The sequence below is a fragment of the Candidatus Fukatsuia symbiotica genome, from assembly GCF_003122425.1.
Classification (GTDB): Bacteria; Pseudomonadota; Gammaproteobacteria; order Enterobacterales; family Enterobacteriaceae; genus Fukatsuia; species Fukatsuia symbiotica.
In genome coordinates this window covers 2,493,141-2,514,582 of the sequence record NZ_CP021659.1, presented here as the reverse complement: position 1 = coordinate 2,514,582, position 21,442 = coordinate 2,493,141, and the positions used below count along the sequence as shown (strand labels likewise).

Annotated in this window: 23 protein-coding genes; 4 read left to right on the top strand and 19 right to left on the bottom strand. The window is 41.9% G+C overall.

Annotated elements, in window-relative coordinates; genetic code table 11:
- Positions 1–70: 70 nt before the first annotated feature.
- The 5 genes from nrdR to CCS41_RS12195 form a co-directional block, all read right to left on the bottom strand.
- Positions 71–520, bottom strand: a complete 450-nt coding sequence (gene nrdR, locus CCS41_RS12215; RefSeq protein ID WP_072550711.1) for a transcriptional regulator NrdR — start codon at positions 518–520, stop codon at positions 71–73.
- A gap of 31 nt (positions 521–551) precedes the next feature.
- Positions 552–1,709 carry an adhesion domain-containing protein gene (locus CCS41_RS12210; RefSeq protein ID WP_205411427.1) on the bottom strand — a complete coding sequence of 386 codons (1,158 nt, stop codon included), beginning with the start codon at positions 1,707–1,709 and terminating at the stop codon, positions 552–554.
- Between the two features lie 396 nt (positions 1,710–2,105).
- Entirely contained in the window at positions 2,106–2,990 is an 885-nt protein-coding gene (locus CCS41_RS12205) for a SinI family autotransporter-associated protein (protein WP_072550709.1), read from the bottom strand.
- Positions 2,991–3,097: 107 nt separating this feature from the next.
- Positions 3,098–4,015 carry a hypothetical protein gene (locus CCS41_RS12200; RefSeq protein ID WP_205411426.1) on the bottom strand — a complete coding sequence of 306 codons (918 nt, stop codon included), beginning with the start codon at positions 4,013–4,015 and terminating at the stop codon, positions 3,098–3,100.
- A 240-nt stretch (positions 4,016–4,255) separates the two neighbouring features.
- Positions 4,256–6,340 (bottom strand): inverse autotransporter beta domain-containing protein, encoded by a 2,085-nt coding sequence (locus CCS41_RS12195; protein WP_240313759.1) that lies wholly within the window; start codon positions 6,338–6,340, stop codon positions 4,256–4,258.
- A gap of 972 nt (positions 6,341–7,312) precedes the next feature.
- On the opposite strand from CCS41_RS12195, the gene rnt reads away from it, so the two are divergent.
- On the top strand, positions 7,313–7,954 hold the full coding sequence (gene rnt / locus CCS41_RS12190; RefSeq protein ID WP_072550730.1) for a ribonuclease T: 642 nt from the start codon (positions 7,313–7,315) through the stop codon (positions 7,952–7,954).
- A 159-nt stretch (positions 7,955–8,113) separates the two neighbouring features.
- On the opposite strand, the gene grxD is transcribed toward rnt, so the two are convergent.
- Positions 8,114–8,461: a Grx4 family monothiol glutaredoxin gene (grxD, locus tag CCS41_RS12185; protein ID WP_072550706.1), complete on the bottom strand. Its 348-nt coding sequence runs from the start codon at positions 8,459–8,461 to the stop codon at positions 8,114–8,116.
- Between the two features lie 1,010 nt (positions 8,462–9,471).
- Here grxD and tpiA point away from each other — a divergent pair.
- Positions 9,472–10,239: a triose-phosphate isomerase gene (tpiA, locus tag CCS41_RS12180; protein ID WP_072550705.1), complete on the top strand. Its 768-nt coding sequence runs from the start codon at positions 9,472–9,474 to the stop codon at positions 10,237–10,239.
- A gap of 126 nt (positions 10,240–10,365) precedes the next feature.
- Here tpiA and CCS41_RS12175 read toward each other — a convergent pair whose 3' ends face one another.
- The 3 genes from CCS41_RS12175 to CCS41_RS12165 all read right to left on the bottom strand — a co-directional run bounded on the left by CCS41_RS12175 (position 10,366) and on the right by CCS41_RS12165 (position 13,595).
- On the bottom strand, positions 10,366–11,493 hold the full coding sequence (locus tag CCS41_RS12175) for a hypothetical protein (RefSeq protein WP_119797611.1): 1,128 nt from the start codon (positions 11,491–11,493) through the stop codon (positions 10,366–10,368).
- A gap of 395 nt (positions 11,494–11,888) precedes the next feature.
- On the bottom strand, positions 11,889–12,869 hold the full coding sequence (gene pfkA / locus CCS41_RS12170) for a 6-phosphofructokinase (RefSeq protein ID WP_072550729.1): 981 nt from the start codon (positions 12,867–12,869) through the stop codon (positions 11,889–11,891).
- Positions 12,870–13,163: 294 nt separating this feature from the next.
- Positions 13,164–13,595, bottom strand: coding sequence for a Spy/CpxP family protein refolding chaperone (locus tag CCS41_RS12165; RefSeq protein WP_072550703.1), 432 nt, complete (start codon positions 13,593–13,595; stop codon positions 13,164–13,166).
- Between the two features lie 145 nt (positions 13,596–13,740).
- On the opposite strand from CCS41_RS12165, the gene cpxR reads away from it, so the two are divergent.
- A complete protein-coding gene (gene cpxR / locus CCS41_RS12160; RefSeq protein WP_072550702.1) occupies positions 13,741–14,439 on the top strand; it encodes an envelope stress response regulator transcription factor CpxR in 699 nt (232 codons plus the stop codon).
- Positions 14,436–15,812, top strand: a complete 1,377-nt coding sequence (cpxA, locus tag CCS41_RS12155) for an envelope stress sensor histidine kinase CpxA (RefSeq protein ID WP_072550701.1) — start codon at positions 14,436–14,438, stop codon at positions 15,810–15,812. The genes cpxR and cpxA overlap by 4 nt, the downstream gene beginning before the upstream one ends.
- Positions 15,813–15,954: 142 nt before the next feature.
- Here the strand turns inward: cpxA and CCS41_RS15730 are convergent, their stop codons facing one another.
- From CCS41_RS15730 to CCS41_RS12120, 10 genes are all read right to left on the bottom strand, one after another.
- A complete protein-coding gene (locus CCS41_RS15730; protein WP_162860073.1) occupies positions 15,955–16,098 on the bottom strand; it encodes a hypothetical protein in 144 nt (47 codons plus the stop codon).
- A 25-nt stretch (positions 16,099–16,123) separates the two neighbouring features.
- Complete coding sequence (locus tag CCS41_RS12150) at positions 16,124–16,678, bottom strand: IS630 family transposase (RefSeq protein ID WP_162860072.1); 555 nt, start codon at positions 16,676–16,678, stop codon at positions 16,124–16,126.
- A 17-nt stretch (positions 16,679–16,695) separates the two neighbouring features.
- Positions 16,696–16,944, bottom strand: a complete 249-nt coding sequence (locus tag CCS41_RS12145; RefSeq protein WP_119797609.1) for a hypothetical protein — start codon at positions 16,942–16,944, stop codon at positions 16,696–16,698.
- A complete protein-coding gene (locus CCS41_RS12140; protein WP_119797608.1) occupies positions 16,917–17,834 on the bottom strand; it encodes a hypothetical protein in 918 nt (305 codons plus the stop codon). Before CCS41_RS12140 ends, CCS41_RS12145 begins: the two co-directional genes overlap by 28 nt.
- Positions 17,835–18,141: 307 nt before the next feature.
- Positions 18,142–19,773, bottom strand: coding sequence for a replication endonuclease (locus CCS41_RS12135; protein ID WP_240313758.1), 1,632 nt, complete (start codon positions 19,771–19,773; stop codon positions 18,142–18,144).
- 57 nt (positions 19,774–19,830) lie between these two features.
- Positions 19,831–20,217, bottom strand: coding sequence for a hypothetical protein (locus CCS41_RS16775; protein WP_240313757.1), 387 nt, complete (start codon positions 20,215–20,217; stop codon positions 19,831–19,833).
- 212 nt (positions 20,218–20,429) lie between these two features.
- A complete protein-coding gene (locus CCS41_RS12130) occupies positions 20,430–20,771 on the bottom strand; it encodes a hypothetical protein (RefSeq protein ID WP_119797607.1) in 342 nt (113 codons plus the stop codon).
- A 75-nt stretch (positions 20,772–20,846) separates the two neighbouring features.
- Complete coding sequence (locus tag CCS41_RS16770; protein ID WP_240313756.1) at positions 20,847–21,056, bottom strand: DUF5347 family protein; 210 nt, start codon at positions 21,054–21,056, stop codon at positions 20,847–20,849.
- A gap of 8 nt (positions 21,057–21,064) precedes the next feature.
- Positions 21,065–21,193: a hypothetical protein gene (locus tag CCS41_RS17295; protein ID WP_275887660.1), complete on the bottom strand. Its 129-nt coding sequence runs from the start codon at positions 21,191–21,193 to the stop codon at positions 21,065–21,067.
- A gap of 13 nt (positions 21,194–21,206) precedes the next feature.
- A complete protein-coding gene (locus tag CCS41_RS12120; protein WP_119797606.1) occupies positions 21,207–21,413 on the bottom strand; it encodes a phage filamentation protein Fil family protein in 207 nt (68 codons plus the stop codon).
- Positions 21,414–21,442 lie beyond the last annotated feature (29 nt).

Below are 21,442 nucleotides of genomic sequence, written 5' to 3'. Positions count from 1 at the left end.
GAGAATAAAATTAATCTATTATAAAAATGAGTAAATTAAAATTAAAAAATCACAATCAATCAAAATTAGGTTAATCTTTCAGTTTGGCGATTTCTTCGCCAAATTCGCGAATATCCTCGAAACTACGGTACACGGAAGCAAAGCGGATATAGGCTACTTTGTCTAATCGTTTTAGCGCTTCCATCACCAAATTACCGACCATTTTGGCGGGGATCTCGCGCTCACCCGTAGCACGTAATTGAGATTTAATATGGCTAATAGCGGTTTCAACATCGTCAGCACTCACTGGCCGTTTCTCCAACGCTTTTAATATGCCACTACGCAGTTTATCTTCATTGAACGGCTCACGGACACCATTACTTTTTATCACCCGTGGTATGACCAACTCAGCCGATTCAAATGTTGTCCAGCGTTCATGACAGAGTAGACATTCACGACGGCGACGCACCTGCGAAGCCCCACTCACCAAGCGCGAATCAATGACTTTGGTATCAACAGCAGTACAAAACGGACAATGCATAATGTATCGACCTCACTGCAATAACATAAAACTATTCAATGCAACTGATCAAAGCTTTGGCTCTCTTGGATGGCGTATTATTTATTGTGCCACTATCTAGATTATACAGCTTTAATTCACCGTTTTCTGAGGATATCACCCAATAAGGTTGATTAACAGGCCAACCGATTTTTTGTTTTACATTGGGTGAAAATTCATCATGGAGATGCTTAAATTCGTTTTCCGTGGGTATTCTTCCTGGGGCACAAAATTTTCTTATACCACTATCTTTGAGGTACTTTGCCCATTCTTCTCCATCAACAATATGAGGACTATGATAGCGATTTGATGGTAATTCTTCAGAGTGTAACTTAGGTCGTAAAAAGGTAATGCGGTTTCTGTGGATCTTATTGAGCCTGCCGGTAAAATTTAACTCTTTACTTTGGTGATGGCCATTATTTAAGCTAGCGCTCACTCTACTTTTTCCAAGTAAAGTATTGGTCACAGTAATCCTTATTTTACCGCTTCTGTCTGTTTTTATTCCTGATTTGACAGTGAGTATATTCAAATCACGATTCAGTATGTAACCACTGGCGGCATTGCTTCCAACTTCACCAATGTGAGAACGATTGCTGGTCATGATCTGAACGGGCTGATCTGCAATCGGTTTTTGATAGTGATCAGTCACTGTTATCTCCATATCGTGTGTCTCTGTACCATCAGCATTCTTTCTGCTGTTGGTTATTACTATATTCTTGATATAGGTTTGGCTAACTTGCAACGAATAGGTACGAGATGTCCGATACCATTTCTGATTGGGTATACCTGAGGTAGAGGAGGCTAGCAGAAAAGTGTGTAGCGTCACTTGATATTCTTTACCCTCCGCCTTGGCAGCAACAAAAGAAAGTAATTTTTCGTCATCAGAAAGTCCTACATCTTTATGGTGCCAATGGATCATAGGAATGTTACGACGGGTTTCAACCACAGCACTTAATCCTACATCACCGTCTGCATCTGATAACTGTACGTTTCCAACTTTATCGGAAACTGTAAATTGTATCGGTCTATCTAATAGACTCAAAATATCACCGTTCCGAACCGGGGTTCCATTAGGGTGCAGCAAATAAACTGTGCCACTTACCTCGGGGTAACGCCCGTGGATAATGCTCGTTTTATTACTGAGAATGGCATCAGCGGGATAACAGATCAATAAAGCTAAATAGAGCCATGACCGGTAACAAACTCGCGACGCCAAGAGTTTATTTTTTTTGATTAGGGTGATACAACAAGATGGGTTGTTATTTTTAACATATCGGCAGAGGGTTTTCATTTTATTCTCTTCCTACTTCTAAGAGCCTGTTCGAAATCTCTTGTGCTCGCCGTGTTTTGGTCAAGTCATTCGTCAAAAACGCGCTCAAAATGCTCATTTACTCCTTTTTATTGTATGCAAAGGGTAAACTGCGCTTTTTCGCCCGTTTTTTCCTCGTTTGAGCACAGCGAAAAAGATTTGGAACAGGCTCTAACAAAAATAAGGATATATATGAAAGGGATTAACTCTACCGTAATCGATAAAGTTAACCCTGTAGTTTTAACTATAAATAGTCATTTATTTATAGTTGTAATCGACAGCTAGGCTAAAGCCCTGTGCACCATCCTTCGAGTTTGTTATTCGTTCAGCCGCTGTGTTATCTGGTACGAGGAAATTACCGTCGGCTGTGGTTGTACGTTTGTCTCCATTGGCATCACCTGAAGCACTGGTACCGGTTAATACCCAAGTATAAGAAGTCAGCGCAGTTAGATCGCCAGTAGGACTCTTATCATCAGGGACTTGGTCAGCATTTTCATCCGCCCATAGTTTAAATACGTAGGTTTTATCCACTTGTGGATTGGTAGCATGACCAATCAAGTTCGTATCAAAGTTAGTATCGGTACTGTCATAAATTCCAGCTAGTACGCTCCTGCTCGCAATTTTCACTGGCCCTGGTATCACTACAGGATGTGCCTGCTTATTGGTGGTAATATCTTCAATCGTAAGCTTATTACCTGTTTTAGGATCTCCCGTTGCCGAAATCGCTGTTATCTCAACCTTGAATGTTGTCGCTCCTGCCGCACTCAGTGGGATTTTTAATACGCTTCGACCTGTCGTTCCTGACGCCCCTGATGCGAGGGTATTGGTGATTAAAGCTGTGTCCAGGGGAATTGTACTTTTTGGTGTCACCGCATACCATTGAACGGTAGAAGCATCTAAGTCACCATCAATGTCGCTATAAATATACTCTAAACTGATTTGATCTCCTGTAGTTAAAGCACTTTGGTCTTGTTGCTGTAATGAAAAATCAACTCCCTCAATACCCGTTCCATTCAGTAGTGTTGGTACCGTCCCTTTAATTGTGCTCGTAGGTGTGGTCATAATCGCGTAAGCACCACCCATACTGTAGCCAATTAAAGCCAAGGCCAGTGCTGTTTTCTTTAAGGTAAAATCGGTTTTCATTCATTTTTTCCTTTACTGGATTGGGTGTAACAAATCTTTTTTTATCGTTGGTAAAGCAACGATTCAATCTTTTGTTACGCATATTTAATACCTACCGAAATAGGTTATTAGTCAAATTCGACCATCAGTTTGAAGCCCTGGTCTCCTGCTACTGTGCCCGACTCTGAAAGACTGTTGACAGGTACGTTGTATTTGTCGGAAGTTGCCCCGGGAATTGCCATTTTATTTAATGTTGACGATGGGTTATTTCCTGTGGCGACCTGGTTATTTCCGTGTAAAATCCACTGAATCTGCTTGAGGTTTGCGGTGATATCAGCTTCCGTCGCATCCCAAACACCGTTACTATTACTATCAACCCAAGCCCTGAATAAATAGCTTTGACCCACTCGAACAGAGGGTGCTTCCGCCCTGGTATAGTCTTGCGCTCCTGATCCTGCCTGTGGATTATCTGTCGCTAAAAAGATACCTCCATGAGTACCCGTGAGCGTAACTACGCCAATATTCGCAGCGATGTGATCATCGTGCTGACTAATATCAGCAATGGTTATCAATTTGCCAAGACGGGGGTAACCGTAAGCAGAAGCGACTTGAATGCTCACTTTAATCACTGAAGCACCGGCTGCTTGAGGTGGTATTTTAATTGTCGAACTACCTGATTTTTTGCGATCACCTAAGACATGACTGGCATCAGGAATGCTGTGATCAACCTCATTCAAAGTATAAAACCAGCTCACTATACTGTTATCGGTATCATTATCTTTATCATGAAAGTTATAGGTTAGGGTTATACTGTCCCCTGCGGTTATTTTTCCAGCAATAACAGAAACACGGCTAATATCCACTGCATCAGCCTTCTGGTTGGAAGGCGCACTGATCGTCGGTGCTCGACCCTGTATCGGCGCAGTTTCTTTGCTTATCCTTGTTCCTGGGATAAAGCCAGAATCAAAAATGTCATCCTCGCTAACAGGATCATCCGTATTAGCGATAGCATTCGAATATCCACTCAACCATAAAACGAGTGTCATCGTAGCTATTGCAATTGTTTTTAACGTTAACTTCATGCTATCTGTTCCAGCGTTAAATGCATTTTATCCAATGCTGATTGACTCCTTTCCGTTGTTACAACAGTAGATTTCTTGCAAAACCTACTTATTAATAAGTGACCCTAATTTTAAAACCTTGATCACCACAAGTCAGACCCGTATTACTTTCATGGGATTCTCGAGGGGTAAAGGTATAGCCACGCACTCCAGTATCATGGTTGTTCAGTGATGCTCCTGATGCACCACATTCGCTATTTTCACCATGTAACAACCATCTAATATGATCAGGGGGATTTGTTCGGTGATATCTTCATCGTTTTTGGCGTAAAATTTCGCCTCATATGCCTTGCCAACCAGCGGGGTATCACCCGTTTTTAAAAGATTCGATCCCTTTGGATCAAGAATAACTATCCGTACGTCTTCAGTACTATTAGTAGCCACAAATAACAAAGACAGGCGATTGCTCTCACCATAGTCGGCCAAAGATGCAGCCAGTTCGAAACTTCCGTGCAGACTACTTACTACTTTCACTACATATTCGTTGGCTTCTGGCTGATTAGGTTCAATAACACGAATACAAGGGAGTCTCATTCCATTACTATTTTTAGGGCAACGTTTTTCAGTGACTACCGGCACCCTTTTGCCATCCTTATCAACCACATACCACGTTGGTTTTATACCTTTAAGCTGTACCGTATTACCTTTGTAATCTTGCACGTTAATTTTTACTTGAATGGCATCCGCGACGATGCCGCTAGCCGGTGCCTTGTTATCGCCGATGACGGATAACTTTCCTTTTCGATTGTGACCATTAAGAATGTGCAAATTATTAGAAATTGCGGTATTGCCTTTTTTATCAGTAAGTTCAATAGCTAGCTGATAAGTATTACTGTCTTCTGATTCGGGACGCCAAGTTGGTAACGTAATTTTCCATCCTTGGGGATTGAGGCTACCCGCAGTGGCGACTAAGGAAAGTGGCACAACATCACCCAGCCAGCGTATTTTAGTGATTGGATATTTTGTCTTTACCAACGGCTGCATAATATAGCTATCCCCCTCTATCAGCCCTGGTGTCACCGGAGGAAGATCAACGCTAATAACCTGTTTTTCCTTGTATTCAAGGACGATATCGTAGTTACGATCTACCAGATCGAAGCGATTACCTGTAAGACTACGGCTTGTTCCCACTTTAGTGGGATCTAACTGCTGCTGTAATGTGACACCCCATTGATAATTTAATGTCAGGCCAAATTGGGTTTCTTTTTGGCGCTGCTGCCCTTGCTTATGATTGACATTAATGGTTGCTAGTGGAAAAGGGGTGTAATTTAAACCTAGGTTGACAGCACGAGGATCTTGTTGTCGTTGATTTTTGCCAAAACCGAAGAGGCCAACTGCATCGCCAAAATACTGCTCATATTTCAGCGAGGCACCGAGTTGAGGGTAAGCAGGCAAATAGCCTTGTCCACGAATATCGAACCCTCGTGCAGGACGTTCGAGATAATCTTCAACATCAGCGGAATCCCTCCAGTTTGATAACGGATGGTAATAATTGGCAGCAAATTTCAGATAGTCCATCGACGTCTCTAGCCCCATTCCCATACGGCGATGAGAGCGACTCCAATCATAATCAAAGAAAAAGTTATATCCCCAACGCCAACGGTTATCAGGCATATCAATACGTTGCCCAATACCTAAATGAGTGATCATACGCCCTTGCTGATCATGGATGCCCATTTGTGAGAAGAGTAATTGGTGCGGGTTGTCATACCAAGGTGTAAATAGTGAAACACTACTCTTATTAAAGCGTCCCCGATCATCAACCGCTAAATTAAATTGTGCCTGCCCAAATTTCCCTAATAAAGTTTGCGTTTTTTGCTGTAATGGCGTCAGAAAATAATTTTTCGCCATGCTTTTAACCTTCCCTGTTGCCTCGGTTTTTATTTTATCAAGAGTGATATTATTTAAATCTTTACTGGCCAAAAACTGGAGGGCCCGTAATGGATCCGCCTCAGTAGTTCCCTTGGGTTGGCAACAATTGTTTTCACTTGATAAAACCGGCAAATTATGCCGTGCCTCTTTATTTGTATCCTGTTTTCGATCGCCGAATAGTGTGGTATTAGAACTTGATGAGCCAATAGAAAAAAAGGAATTTTCATTAACAATAATATTTCTATGTTTATTAATTGCTGGCGAATTAGGTAGGTAATGGTTAGCTTTATAAATATCATCAGACTGCGCCGGGTGCAATAAACCCTTTTGATTTTCAACAACGGGCTGCCATGCCACTTCATTTTGCTGGGCAAGCAAGGGGCTAAACATGAATCCGATAACTAATATAGGAAAGTTAAAGCATATTGACCTAATTAATTGAAATTTAAATAAAATACGTTCCATTTTTTTAACCAAATGCCGCTATGAAATTTTCTTGATATTTATGAAAATACAGACATAATCATATAAAGAGACTAGAGAGACGCACGAGAAACCAATTAGTAACTAATTGATTTTATGCGTTTAATAAACATTATAAAAGCAAAAATTAAATTTAATACTGTCCCTCCATATGACACTACGAAAAATAAGTAACAAGTAACAAGTAACAAGTAACATTTAATGGTTAATCTTAATAAATCAGTAATCTATTGATGAACAGCTAAAGGTATATAGCCATCACTCGGGCGCGGAGGATAGCACAACCTTTTACGTTAATAAATAGAAAAAATAATTATGCTCGTATGTAACTTTCAAAAGGGGGGGTTATTTAACTTCAGCATTAATAGTGTGGTATATACTCTAACAATTTACATCCCGGTCTATTGATACAACACATTGAACAAAAACGTATTCCACTGTTCTTTCACACCCTATGGTTGCCATTTTTAGGCAGAAATAAAAGTACATTCTAATTTTAATTACTGTGATAATAATATTTATGGTTTCTATTGAGAGCAATCAATATACTCTTAAAAACTGTGATTTAACAGAATGGTTAAAAACACCCATTTAAAATATGGGATCCATGTATTTTTTTGTAACTGTCTGATGAGGCAGCATTACCTTATATAATCATTGATTCATGTTGAGCATAGGAGCCCGCTAGAAATCTAATTATACTCGCCAATACTTCGTCAAAAATGAACTCAAAATGTTCATTGACTTTCATGGCAGATTGAGGCACCCCTTTAGGGGATATAAATCGTGCCGGATGCGTATTCCTTTCTGCATCCAGTGAAAAAGTTTGACATAATAGGCATTATATTTAATGAAGATAGAAAGCTGATGGCAGATAAAAAAAATCTCAATATCCTGAGAAACCGTTTTCAAGGCTATTATCCAGTGGTAATCGATGTAGAAACCAGTGGTTTTGATGCTCAAACTAACGCATTACTAGAAATTGCGGCAATCACGTTGCGGATGAACGAAGCAGGCTGGTTAACATGTAATGAAGCCCAGCATTTTCACGTGCAACCTTTTGAAGGTGCCATTTTAGAAGAGAACGCATTGATATTTAATGGGATAAAGCCTAAGGATCCGTTGCGTGGCGCTATTAGTGAATATGAGGCTTTGGATGCCATTTTCAAGAAGATAAGAGCAGAGCTCAAGAGTGAGGGATGTCGGCGGGCGGTTATTGTCGCCCATAACGCTCGCTTCGATCACGGCTTCGTGATGGCCGCTGCCGAACGATCTGCATTGGAACAAAATCCGTTCCACCCTTTTGTTACTTTCGATACCGCGGCGTTAAGTGGTTTGGTGTTGGGGCAGACGGTGTTAGCCAAGGCTTGTGTCGCTGCTGAAATCGGATTTGACAGCAAGCAGGCACATTCAGCTTTATACGATACTCAGCAGACCGCAACATTATTTTGCGAACTGGTAAACCGCTGGAAGCGTTTTGGTGGTTGGCCTCCGTCTCGCCCTGGTTGATGGGGGACTCTATGAGGCTCCTTGCAAAACCCACTGTGTGGTATGAATTCAGCGTTACGTGGTGCCCGCCAACCTTTATGGTACTGCGCAGTACGCACTGCGGTTGCTACACGCCGGGCGCCTTGACTTCACACCACTCGCTCCGGTTTTGCAAGAGGTTTATTGTACGGTTTCGGCCTGCTGTGGGCGGTGTTTATCAGCGGCTTTGTCTACTAGCGGCTGCAACGCACCGGTCCGATACAGCTCATTCAAGATGTCACAGCCACCTATTAGTTCGCCATCAACCCAAAGTTGTGGAAAAGTTGGCCATACAGCAAATTTGGGTAGCTCAGCCCGAATATCGGGGTTTTGCAAAATATCTACATAGCTAAAAGGTACACCACAGGCAGATAATATTTGCACCGCTTGTGCCGAAAAACCACAATTTGGCAGCTTGGGCGAACCTTTCATGTACAACAGGATCGGGTTTTCTGCGAGTTGATTTTTAATCTTTTCAATAGTCGTCATCTGTTACGTCCTCAACAATATGTTTAATTGCATCATGGTTATAATCTGTACCTGTCTTTCACCGTTACGAATTTCCGCATATTTTGCGGTAGTGACTTTGCGATAGCTATACCGTCATCAAATTGACTGGTGGTGGGTTAGGCGGCAGCCGCAAAATTTTAACATAATTCAGCCAGAAAACCGCGTTTAATATCCTTACAATGTAAAGGCCGATATCCTCGCCATAGAGCTAGAACTTCAAATCACACTGGATAAATTGAAGAAAATCATATAAATTATTTATGGTTGTTGATGCCAAACCGTAATTCTAAGCCGTAAGAGAAGCTAGGTGTTATCCTATCAACACGCAAGAGCAAGCTTAGTATAAATGGTAATAAACATAGCAAACAAAATAGCAAAAATAGCTAAAAACTGGAATCATCGCTCGATGAATCTAATTTTTTATTCTTAGCCAACGCCAGTAGTGATAGGGTTTTCGTGAGTTATCCACCAGTTCTGTGGATAACCTTGTGTGTTAGCCATAGAAAACTGATGTCAAACGCGTACGTGCGCCACTTGTACCGTTTTGCCGATATTCTCTTCTTTTTTATTTAATCGCTTCTATAACAATATGTTAATTAAAATCAAGCTACTAATTTAGTGATCAGCAAGGGAAATATTTTCTTTGGACAAATTAATTTTTTAGTCTAGGGGCTGTTGGCTCTTCACAATAAGGGTTTCTCGCTTGAATTATATAATAAATATTAATTAATTGCATATGATGAATAATATAAGTTAATAATGAAAAACAAAGCCATTACAATTAATCCTCTCTATACTGTGCAGCATATAATACATTAGACCTCTTGCATAACCTGTTGCATGGTGTGGATTCGGTGTCATGGGGTGTTTGCAATCCTCATGTACTCGTATGTCAACGAAGGTTGCTGTGCGCTTTGGCTTCGCATAACGAACGCCGGTTTTTCAAAAAGTCTATTCTCTTTGCTGAAAAAAAGATTGGAGGAATAAAGATGCGCCATCCCTTGGTTATGGGTAACTGGAAATTAAACGGTAGTACTGGGATGATCAGTACATTTATCCCAGCGCTACTGGCAAAATTAAGCGAAATGAAGAAGTGTAACCTGGTCATTGCTCCACCGTTGGTTTACCTCCATCAAGTCCGAAGTCTGCTTGCGGGTAGTGTTATCAGATTGGGTGCACAAAATGTCGATATACATCCTGCTGGTGCTTTCACCGGTGAAATTTCTGCCGAAATGCTGAAAGATATCGGTGCAAAATACATCATTATTGGTCATTCTGAGCGTCGTAGTCATCACCGCGAAAGTGATGAGATTATCGCTAAAAAATTTGCCCTCTTAAAAGCACAGGATTTGATTCCGGTACTTTGTATCGGTGAATCCGAGGTCGAAAACCAGGCGGGGGAGACACAGGGAGTCTGTGCAAAGCAGCTGGATGCCGTATTAAAGACCTCAGGTGATAAAGCATTTGAAAATGCAGTCATCGCTTATGAACCTCTCTGGGCAATTGGTAGCGGTAAATCCGCGACCCCAGCAGAGGCACAGAGGGTACATAAATTTATCCGTGGCCATATTGCACAAAAAGATGCTAACAGTGCAGAAAAAGTGGTTATTCAATACGGAGGGTCTGTTAGTCCCGCTAACGCTGCCGAATTGTTCGAACAACCCGATATCGACGGTGCGCTAGTAGGGGCTGCATCATTAAAAGCGGATGAGTTTGCAGCGATAGTCAAAGCGGCAGCAGATGCTAAGCGAAACTAAGAACGGTTTGACGCTAAAAAAACCGGAGCGACGATGACTCCGGTTTTTTTGTTGCTGCGCGCCAGGCGCTTTGGCTTTGCAGTATTCGCTATAGTTTCGCAAGCAGTCTACTACTATTAAAGACCTTTATTTTTGATCACGGAAACCGACGTCATACAGCTCCAGTTTACCGGCGCCAACCGAGCCAATGAATTTTTTTAGTGTACGCTTCAGGCTCTTATGATCAGAAGAAATATCCACTTTATAATATTTTTTCTTTTGTACATCAATTAAATGAACTTCGTTATTGGTGACAACCACATTACATCGATGTTCTGGTGTTGGACAGAACAGCGAACGCCAACAGCCTATTTTGCGTGGGATCACTAATATTCCATTCATATTTTTTTTATTTTTTGCTAGTCTGGCAGATAATTGTGCAATGGAGTCGTAACATTTAATATTTGTCTCCTCTGTTACAAACAGTATAACGTCATTCCCTTTTATTTCAGGTATAGCACGATGCAATATCGTTGTATTTATCGTATCTGCTACCGATTTAGCACAAGATGCAGAATTAGTTTGTCCCACACCGTGGATCCTAAATATTTTTTCAGCCAGCCAAGCGACAAATTTTAAACGCTTAACAGGTCTACCATAACGATTTACTTCTTCTAATAGCATATTTTTTGTGTACGATTCTAATATAGACGAATAAAATCTATGGGTTGAGTCATGTGGAAGCCCCCAGATATCGATGTCTGGATAGATTTTTTTCTTTAATAATTTATCTGTGTCTGCTGTGCTAAAATAATTATCTTCGATGTTAATGTTGGAAAAGCCTTTACTGCCACTGTCATCTATCATCGGATGGCTGGTTCCGGCGCAATTATCGAGATCAATGGTTTCTTCTAATTTTTTTTCATTACCAAAATGTCCTCGAATACTACTAAATATTCTGAGACAAGGTGAAGAACTGCAACATTCTACTACTGCCAGTCTGTGCGACTCTTTATATTTTTTTAGTTTATACTTGACTAAGTTATGAGCATTTTCTCTTATCATTCCCTTTTTACGTAGGGAATTAAGCGCTTCATCTACTGAACCATGCAGTTCCTTTGTTGAAAAATTGAGAGAGTGAAATTCATTATTTCCATTATTGATAGAAAGCAAAAATTTATTTGATCCTGAGAAACATCCATTCAATTTATTCATTGCTGTGCTTTCATTGTCTCGTAATAAAGGAAGCTCAGACATACTTATTGACGTTTTCATAAGAAGTTCCTCCAGAAAGAAAACTGCCTTATTTAACCGTAGTAGATAAAATAATGTAGACTTCATCCTATTTTCTATATCTAATAGAAAATGAACGTTTATGAAAGTTATTGGCATAAAAAGACTGCGCTTAAAAATACGTAAGAATGTTAGCAGTATAATTATTTTTATCGTGCTAATAACAGATGCAGAAAAATATTTAATGATAAAGAATAGATTTTTTGCAAACCCGTGATCTGTGGAGTGAAAGTCAAGGCACTTGGAGCGTAGCAGTCACAGTGTGTACAACATGCGAGCACCGAGTAACGTAGAATTCACACCACACAGTAGATTTTGCAAGAAGTCTAACAAAAAAACCTCCATAAATAGAAGGTTAGCTTATTGTAATCCTGTCATTAAAATAGTTTTTTCGCTATCTCTAACCAGTCTTTTTTAAACTTACTTTTTTTATTTTTAGGTGCAATACAGGTAGAAATCAGTTTATTCACCATTTTATCGTTTTGTACTCCCACACAGCGTGCACCTGATAGCCTCCAGCCTTTAACTAAGCGTTCGACCGCGTAGGCTCCCATACGTGAGGCTAAAATTCGGTCATAAGCCACCGGTGAACCGCCGCGCTGAATATGACCCAGCACCGTTGCTCGGGTTTCCCTCTGAGTTTTTTCTTCGATATATTTAGCCAGTTCATTGATATCACAGACATGTTCAGTAATGGCAACGATGGCATGCTTTTTACCTTTTTCGATCCCGGCTTTGATGGCGCTCAACAGTTCTTCTTGTTGAAATGTTTCTTCGGGTATGATGATAAATTCACAGCCTCCGGCAATAGCTGCTGCCAGCGTCAGATCACCACACCGTCGCCCCATCACTTCAACCAGCGAGATACGTTGGTGAGAAGAAGAGGTATCACGTAAACGGTCAATAGCTTCAATCACTGTTTCTAATGCGGTGAAAAAACCTATTGTGTAATCGGTACCTGCCACATCATTATCAATGGTACCCGGTAAACCAATGCAGGGAATTTGGCCTTCGTTTGTCAGACAATCAGCACCAGCATAAGAACCATCGCCACCAATCACCACTAAACCATCAATATCACGTTCTTTCAGGTTATTAATGGCGCACAATCGTTTTTCTGGTTCAGCAAATTCAGGGAAACGCGCCGAGCCAAGAAACGTGCCGCCACGGTTGATGATGTCAGAAACACTACAGCGATCCAATTGCAGCATACGATTTTCGTACAGGCCAAGGTAGCCATCATAAATCCCCCAGACTTCCAGACCTTCAGACAAAGCGGCACGTACCACCCCACGGATAGCGGCATTCATCCCTGGTGCATCACCACCGCTTGTCAATACAGCAATTTTTTTGACCATAATAACCTCTGAAGCTGTAAACACCTTATTGATTAGACTCCTTGCAAAACTTGCTAGGTGCTGCAAATTCTGCGTTATCTGCCCGCTCACAATCCTCATGTATTCGCATGTACCGTGCAGTTACTACGCGTAAGGCGCCTTGATTTCGCATAACGAGTATAGGTTTGGCAACGAATTATGGTTTCGCAAGAGGTTTGTTGATTATGCCATTAATATAATGTAAACCACTATGTGGGTATGAAATATTACCGCAAAATATTAAGCTGCCATTGACTCAAGCAGCAGGCGTGATATTTATTGCGAATACTTTTGATGCAATAAATCTTTTTGTTTCTGAGTTAATAAACTGTAGATTTTATTACGTACTCTTGCCATTTCGATTTGGCGATTAACCAGTTGCATTGACATCTTTTCTGCTAGCTCACGAACAGCTACTTCATCGAATTGATCCGTAGTAATTAGCTGACGCATTTTTTCTCTGTTTATTCTATCAATGCCGGTTCGATTACGACAGGTTTGACTGACCAAGTCACGAATGTGCATGCGTTGGTGTTCAGTCAAGGAAACCATGTCAAACATATTATAATAACCAGGATCGATGCCCATTTTTGTTAATGCATCGTCTCCATAGCACCAACTATCTGCTACGATTGTATGTGTGGCAAAGACAGGGGAATATCCTGAAACCAATATTGACACCATGATCAGCGCTGTTAACTTGCGCATTATTACCCCGTGAGTTCAGCCTTACTATACAATTGGGGTAGTCTATCTACCTGGCTGCAAACTAGCTTCAGTGCCTGTAAAATTAAGTAAAGTAACAAAATATAGGTGATTAATAACGTATTTTGCATCAAGGGACAAAAGAACTATGAATAAAATTCTGCTGGTTGACGACGATATAGACCTCACCTCCCTATTGAAAGAACTACTAGAAATAGAAGGGTTCGATGTCGTTGTCGCCCACGATGGAGAGCAAGCTTTGCAACTGTTGGATGGTTCGATTGATGTATTGTTACTCGATATTATGATGCCGAAAAAAAATGGTATCGAAACACTGAAAGAACTGCGGCAATCTTACCAAACACCGGTGATGATGTTGACTGCTCGAGGTAGTGAATTAGATCGCGTGCTAGGGCTGGAACTAGGTGCCGACGATTATTTAGCCAAACCATTTAATGATCGCGAGTTGGTAGCACGTGTACGGGCAATGTTACGGCGTTCTAACTGGAGTGGACAACAACAGAACGTGGATCAGGGTGCATCAACGCTGGAGGTAGATGGTTTACAACTGAATCCGGGTCGACAGGAAGCCAGTTTTGATCAAATCGTGCTGGATTTAACGGGTACTGAATTTACGCTGCTTTATCTATTGGCTCAACATCTTGGTCAGGTGATATCACGTGAGCGCTTGAGTCAAGAGGTTCTAGGGAAACGTCTGACGCCTTTCGATCGTGCTATTGATATGCATGTTTCTAATTTACGGCGTAAGCTACCAGATCGCAAAGATGGGCTACTCTGGTTTAAAACCCTGCGTGGTCGAGGATACCTGATGGTTTCAGCAACATGATTAATAGTTTAACTGCCCGTATCTTTGCTATTTTCTGGTTTACTTTGTCGCTGGTGTTGCTGTTGGTATTGATGGTACCAAAACTCGATTCACGTAAAATTACCGCTTTGCAAGACAATGAGCGACGTCAGGGCATGATGCTGGAACAACACGTCGAAGCGGAGCTTGCCGGTGAACCGGACAATGACCTTATGTGGTGGCGCCGTTTACAGCGGGCCATCGAAAAGTGGGCTCCCCCTGGTCAACGTTTAGTGTTAGTGACCACTGAAGGTCGGGTTATCGGTGCCGAACATAAAGAAATGCAAATTGTGCGCAATTTTATCGGGCAGTCGGATAATGCCGATGCACCTAAAAAGAAAAAATATGGTCGACTGGAAATGGTTGGCCCCTTTTCTATCCGTGATGCTGAGGAAAATTATCAGCTTTATCTTATCCGCCCCGCGAGTAGTCCACAGTCCGATTTCATCAACCTGATGTTTGATCGCCCGTTACTCTTGCTGTTGGTTACCATGTTGATTAGCGCACCGCTACTGCTTTGGTTAGCATGGAGTCTGGCAAAACCGGCACGTAAGTTGAAAAATGCGGCCGATGATGTCGCTCGTGGTAATTTAAAACAGCACCCAGAACTGGAATCAGGGCCGCAAGAATTTTTGGCCACCGGTACCAGTTTCAACCAAATGATCAGTGCGTTGGAACGCATGGTTGCTGCTCAACAACGTCTTATCTCCGATATTTCTCATGAATTACGTACCCCACTCACCCGCTTGCAACTCGCTACTGCCCTGATACGTCGTCGTCATGGCGAAGGGAAAGAACTCGAACGTATTGAAATGGAAGCACAACGGCTCGACAGTATGATTAACGATCTGCTCGTCCTTTCCCGTACGCACAATAAACATGAGTTACGCCGTGAACCACTTAAAGCTGATGAGCTTTGGGCAGGTATGCTTGAAAATGCAAAATTCGAAGCTGAACAAATAGGTAAAACGCTGGAAGTAGTCACGCCCCCGGAACCTTGGACATTGTTTGGTAATCCTGCTGCACTCGATAGCGCCCTAGAAAATATCGTACGTAATGCACTGCGTTATTCACATCACTACATTGCCGTGGCATTCAGTGCGAATAATAAAGGGGTCACTATTACTGTTGATGATGATGGCCCAGGTGTGAGCTTGGAAGAGCGTGAACAAATATTCCGTCCTTTCTATCGCACCGATGAAGCACGGGATCGGTCATCCGGAGGTACCGGTTTAGGTTTGGCAATTGTAGAAACTGCTGTCACTCAGCACAGCGGTTGGGTACTGGCAGAAGACAGTCAACTGGGTGGGCTACGTTTAATTATCTGGCTACCTATTAATAATATAAGAGCATAACATCGCTCGTTTTACCTCATGCAAAAAATGCGGCATGTGTTCACCAAAATAGGGCGATGGGACCCCCCTATTTTAGGCGCTAGAGAATAGAATCCCAAATCTAGTCCCTAAAGTCTATACTCATTCAACTTGAAGGTCTGGATTAGATGGTTTGGAAATTATCGTTAATTCTGCCCCTGAGAAAGGGAGCAATTTTTGCCAATGTACTATCAAAAAATTCGGCTATAGCCCCACGAAACTCTTTGGCTGAAGAGAAAAATCGGTTGTTTCTGACACGCTCGTTCATGACCTTCCATAATCGCTCGATGGGATTAAGATATAGGGCTATAAGGGGGTAAATAATGGAGTACGATAGCCTTCTCTAATGCGGCGTCTTTGACTCGCTGACGGCAATGATAGCCAGAATTATCTAAAATAATGTGTATCTTTTGTGCATCAGGATAAGCAGCTTTGAGCTGCTCAAAAAAAGCGACGGTGGTTTCTGAATTCACCTGCTCAGGACGGGCACTGACCACCTTCATGGTGCTCAATTCAATGGCTCCCATGACATTAACCCGTGTTTTTGCCCCTGTTTTGACCAGCGGCTTATCTTTGCCTTTCCTTATCCAACCGCAGACCACTTTGGTGGCCATCGTTGGAGGGGTTGAATCCATAAAAACAATCGGTTCATTCTTAAGAGCACTCTCCAGCAAAGTGAAATAAGACGCGATAAACGCTTCTTGCTGAGCAACATCCACTTTAACCGGCGTCGCTTTGGGCTGCTTATAGCTAAAACAATGCGCTTGCAGCCATTTTGTCATGCCAGATACGGTGTAACAGACGCCAAATTGGGTTTCCACATAAGCACAGATATGGCTGAACGACATAATCATTATTATGTCGTTCAGCCATATGCAGTGGATTTATATTTTTTCCATTTGTCTTGGAACTGTTTCATAAAATATATTCGATCATCAGAGGGCAGACACTTAAGTTCTTCTACACGTTTTGGTTCCAGTTTCAAATCTTGAGTTTTATCTGAAAATATTTTTTCTATTTCATCATCGATATTTTTTTTATCGCTATCTGAAAGTGACCAAAAACCTATATTGTCTGATTTTATTCTTACTTGGGATTTAGATTTTTTTCCCAAATGTGGGCTGTATCTTTATGTATGTTTAAATCCTTTGCGAGTTTTTTGACGCCGCCACAGTGTGGAATAGCAAGGAACTCTGATATAAATTCCTGATGATAATATATATGCTTACGGTCTGGCTTAGAATTTTTTTGATGTTCCTGAATTGTATTTCCCCATTTTTTTAAGTTGTTGACTCGTTGGGCAGGTCGTTGCTCTGATATTTTTGCTTTGACTCTGGGATCTATCATACTACTTGTCACTATAGGTAGGCTGTTGAATTCTTGCTCTGAAAGTATTGTCGGTTCTAGACTCTCGATATAATTTGATGTGCTATTTATTTCCCTAGAAGCTTCATTTGAATGATTTTCGTCAGAAGGTTCACTTTCAATAGTATTCGGTTGTAAATAAACAGAAAAACTTGTACTAGGTTGAGAAATGCTTTGAGAAAAAACAGATGAATTCTCGGTTTTTTGTCTCTTCCCAGAAAATATTTTATTACTTTCATCGACGGAAAAATGCCTTTTTTCCAAAGGTGACGAAGTATTTTGAGTAGTACTCAAAAATTCTTCAAAAGAACCGTCTTCATCTAGGAGTGGTTCCCCTTCAAGATCTTGTGGTATTTCATCATTTGTAAAACTTTGTGATATTTGCTCTTCTATAAGCCTTTCTTCCTCCGATGAAAGCCTTTCTGTAGGTTCATGTAACTCGTCACATGTGTTTTGTGACTTAGGAGGGTCTTGAGGTTGAGATGATACTATTGCTTGGTTTGTACAAATTATTGCATCAGATGAATTACGCGCACCATTGAACGTTCTAGAAACCGCTTGATAGCTAATTTCGTCTCTACTTTCAGGTAAAATAGTTTGAAGTGGAGACTTTGATCCAACTGACATTGGGCTTGGCATATTACTATTCTCTATTATAATTAAATGAGGAATAAGATTTTATGACACTAAATTGATAATAATTAAGTGTGTAAAATAAACATAATAGACTAAATTTAATTATAAATTATTTACTCAATCTATTAACACATAGATACTTTATACCAAACATCTCTCTAAAAAATCCTTCAAAAATAGCTCATTTAATAATCATAGTGTGTCTGAAGCTTAGTAGATGAGAATCCGTGCTTAAGCTATTTTTAAGATTTTAATACCGTTGAGAGAGCTATGTTTAACTGCTGAGATATGGCATTGAGCATAAATTTCCTCAAATCCTTAGCGGCCTCGCACATTCCTTCATCTTTTTACACTTGATGATTTTCCACGCAAGGGGACAGTTATTGCCACGAGTCCGAGTCCAAGGGACGGTAACCCCGTCCTGAAGGGCAACACCTGACCCCCGATCACTTTCTGCCTGATTAACAGGATGAACAGGCTGCTTATCACTTTTCGCCTTACGCACCTTTTTCCAGGTATCCACATGGGTACAAATCCGTGACGCCATGCCCAGCCGGGGCGACCACACGCCGTAAATTTTCACCCCCTGCTCACCGTAGGCATTCAGGGTCTCAGATTTGATATAAGCTGTACGCACAGTATGGTTTTTACGTGGGATCAACACCCCGCCTTGCTTAACAATATAGGTCGCCATACAACCGGCATCGGCAGCCGCGAGCACCTCATCCATTGGCTTATCTTCCAGCTGTTGCCCCCCTTTTTTTGATGTTGATTTTCGCTGCAATTGACCGGCCAGCAAACGCAATTCACGGTACGTTTGACGCGAAGGAATACCAAAAAACTGAAATTGTCGTACCCGATGCAAACTTGCCCAGGCCACGGCATGTTCAACCGATTCATTAAGCGGCTTACCGGTCTCAATACTCAGTAATGGCTCACCTGTGGCCTTATCAACGGCTTTTTTCAGTACTGTGCCGTCAATATTTTTACTGATGTATTTCGCCAAATAACTGGTTGGCGACCCTTTACTTTTCAGCACCGGTTTGACATCAAAGCGCGGTTTGATATTTTTTCCTAGCTCCTCACGATCGCTACGGATCGCAAACTCACGCAACACACCGGTGATCGCCACACGGTCTTTTTTCGCCATAAAACATAGCAAATGCCAATGCACCGTGCCATCATGATGCGGTTCGGCGACCCGCACGCCATACCAGCGCAGCCCCATCTTATTCATCTTTTTGCGCACGCCCGCAAACAGATCGACCAGATAATCACTGCTTTCGCGTACCGTATGGGTCGCCCATTTCGGATTCGGTTTACCGCAAGATAAGGTGGCGTGATAACGTGACGGGCAGGTAAGGGTATAAAACATCGCATAATCACCGCGCTGTTCTGCCAGGTTTTCCAGACCTTTGGCAGTGGTCATCATCTCCAGATGACGCAAGTGAGGATTGCTGGTGCTAGCGTTAACCACCTTCTCCATATCCAGAGTCACACCCTCTTCATTCACCAGTTCATGCTCTCGGATAAATTCCAAGGCACGGCGATCTTGATCACGTTTACGCGTCAAGGCATCCTGGCTGACATAGGCAGACGCCTGTTTATGCACCAGACAAATGGCCCGCAACTGCTCCTCACGCCATTCGCAACGCAAGCGCCACAGTTTGCGTGCCCACCAATCGGCACAACACAGCCGTGCCAGCGCACCCGGGATAAGATGATAAGGCACTTTGTCACGATGCTGGATATGCTCACGCAAACTGTGCCAATGCGGGGCTGTAATAGCAAACCGTTTGGCTTCCGCAGCCACGCGCTGATAAACCCGCAATACCTTATCTGGATCAGTATTATCATCCGGTAACACCTCGGCGCAGGCACAGAAAAACAGTTCCATATGTGCAGCCACCCTTGCCGCCAAGATTTTCACTTCTTTTTGCATCAATGTGGGCAGATGCAGTAAATCTCGTAGGGACGCGGGGTAGGTAACAGACTGATATTATTCTGTTAGTTGCTTTTTACGCACGCTTTCAAGACGGTGCAATACTGGTTTGATAACATCAAGTAAAAATGCAGTGGCACGCGCTTCACCACCCTCACGACGCAGATAATCCAGGCGTTGCTGCAACGGCTGCTGGATAAATTTCGGCTGATGGTGTAAATCCGCTTGGACTTCCTGTTCAGGGTGAACCTGCCACCGATGCTTCACCTGAGAAATGTGGGCGAAATGATTGGCTTGCACCACCTCGCGTTGCCAATAGTCTTCTATCCTCGGTTCCAAAATGGCGGGCAGTTGCTCGCGCTCCCACAGCAAAGGAGAAATAATGTTGCAGGGAGCAGGGTTAATAGAACGCGGTGCAGTGACACGAATTTTTTCTGCATGCATTATCATCGTAACGGCCTTGTTTTTAGATAAAACGGATCCCACGCAATGACGCGTTTATTTATTTCAGGTATTAATTAATGACGTTAATCAGCGAGTCGATAACACTCGATATATATAGCAGGCGCCATGTAACGTGATCACTTTTGTTAATAAATATTAATTAATATCAATATGTTATTGCTGATTTTCATAATCAACTTATACGGCCCCTGCTATATCAGGCGACCAGGCAGTAATAATCTGTGTTTTATTCCCTGCCTTATTTCGTCTTTATCTGGATCTAATAGCGGGACAGGTTTAAACGTCTCGTGGCACGTTCTAAAGATGTGTTGTATTGCATTATACCAGTCTTCCATAATCTGATTGTCTACCCTCAACCCATGATGGCGTATCAGACTCTCAATGAACGCGGGGAAGGATGAATAACACGCCAAGAATTCAAGATAATTTTTGATGGCCTTTTTTGACGAATTAAAATAGATTTTCTTTTTATATAAAATAAACCGTGAGTTATTATGGCTGATAACATAATCGTTATCGATATACAGGCTCATAATGCGTCCTTATTTAGATGACAGGAATACCGACACAATAACGCGTCTGTTCATTTTAAAAATGAAGGGATGGTGTTATTCCGTCTTGTTCGGCAGCGGATCACAATCAATATACGTCACCCTGTCAGGCAATAAACTGACGGTGGCACGTAATCGATTAATGGCGTCAATAATATTTATTTGTTCTTCTGGATATAACTGTTTAAATTCCAAATCATGTTTTTTCCTTTCAATACCGGCCAAATAATACAGTGCGCCTTTCATTTGCGGGTCGGTTTTTTGCATTTCAGTGATCAGCGCGGGAATAACCCTTTATATTTTGCGTCAGGCAATAACCCCCATAATAACGCGATATTCTTAAGACTACATTGACGCTGTTCTAAATTCAGCGGTACCACACATGCTGGCTCGGTATTCGCCATAATCCCTCCTTTATTAAGCAAAAATTCCCATCAAACGTGAAAAACAACGGCGGCACGGCTGACTGATTACTGGTGTGCTCATTCCTTTAATAAATTGCACCGCCTGTGTATTAGGCTGAACACGACGACCATCAGGGGTCTCCAGCCAGCCACGGCGATGCGTGATGTGCAACGGGTTATCTGGCAATACGGCTACGGATGTACAGGTTTTTATTGACATAGTGCAATCTCCCTTTACGTGAAAATAAT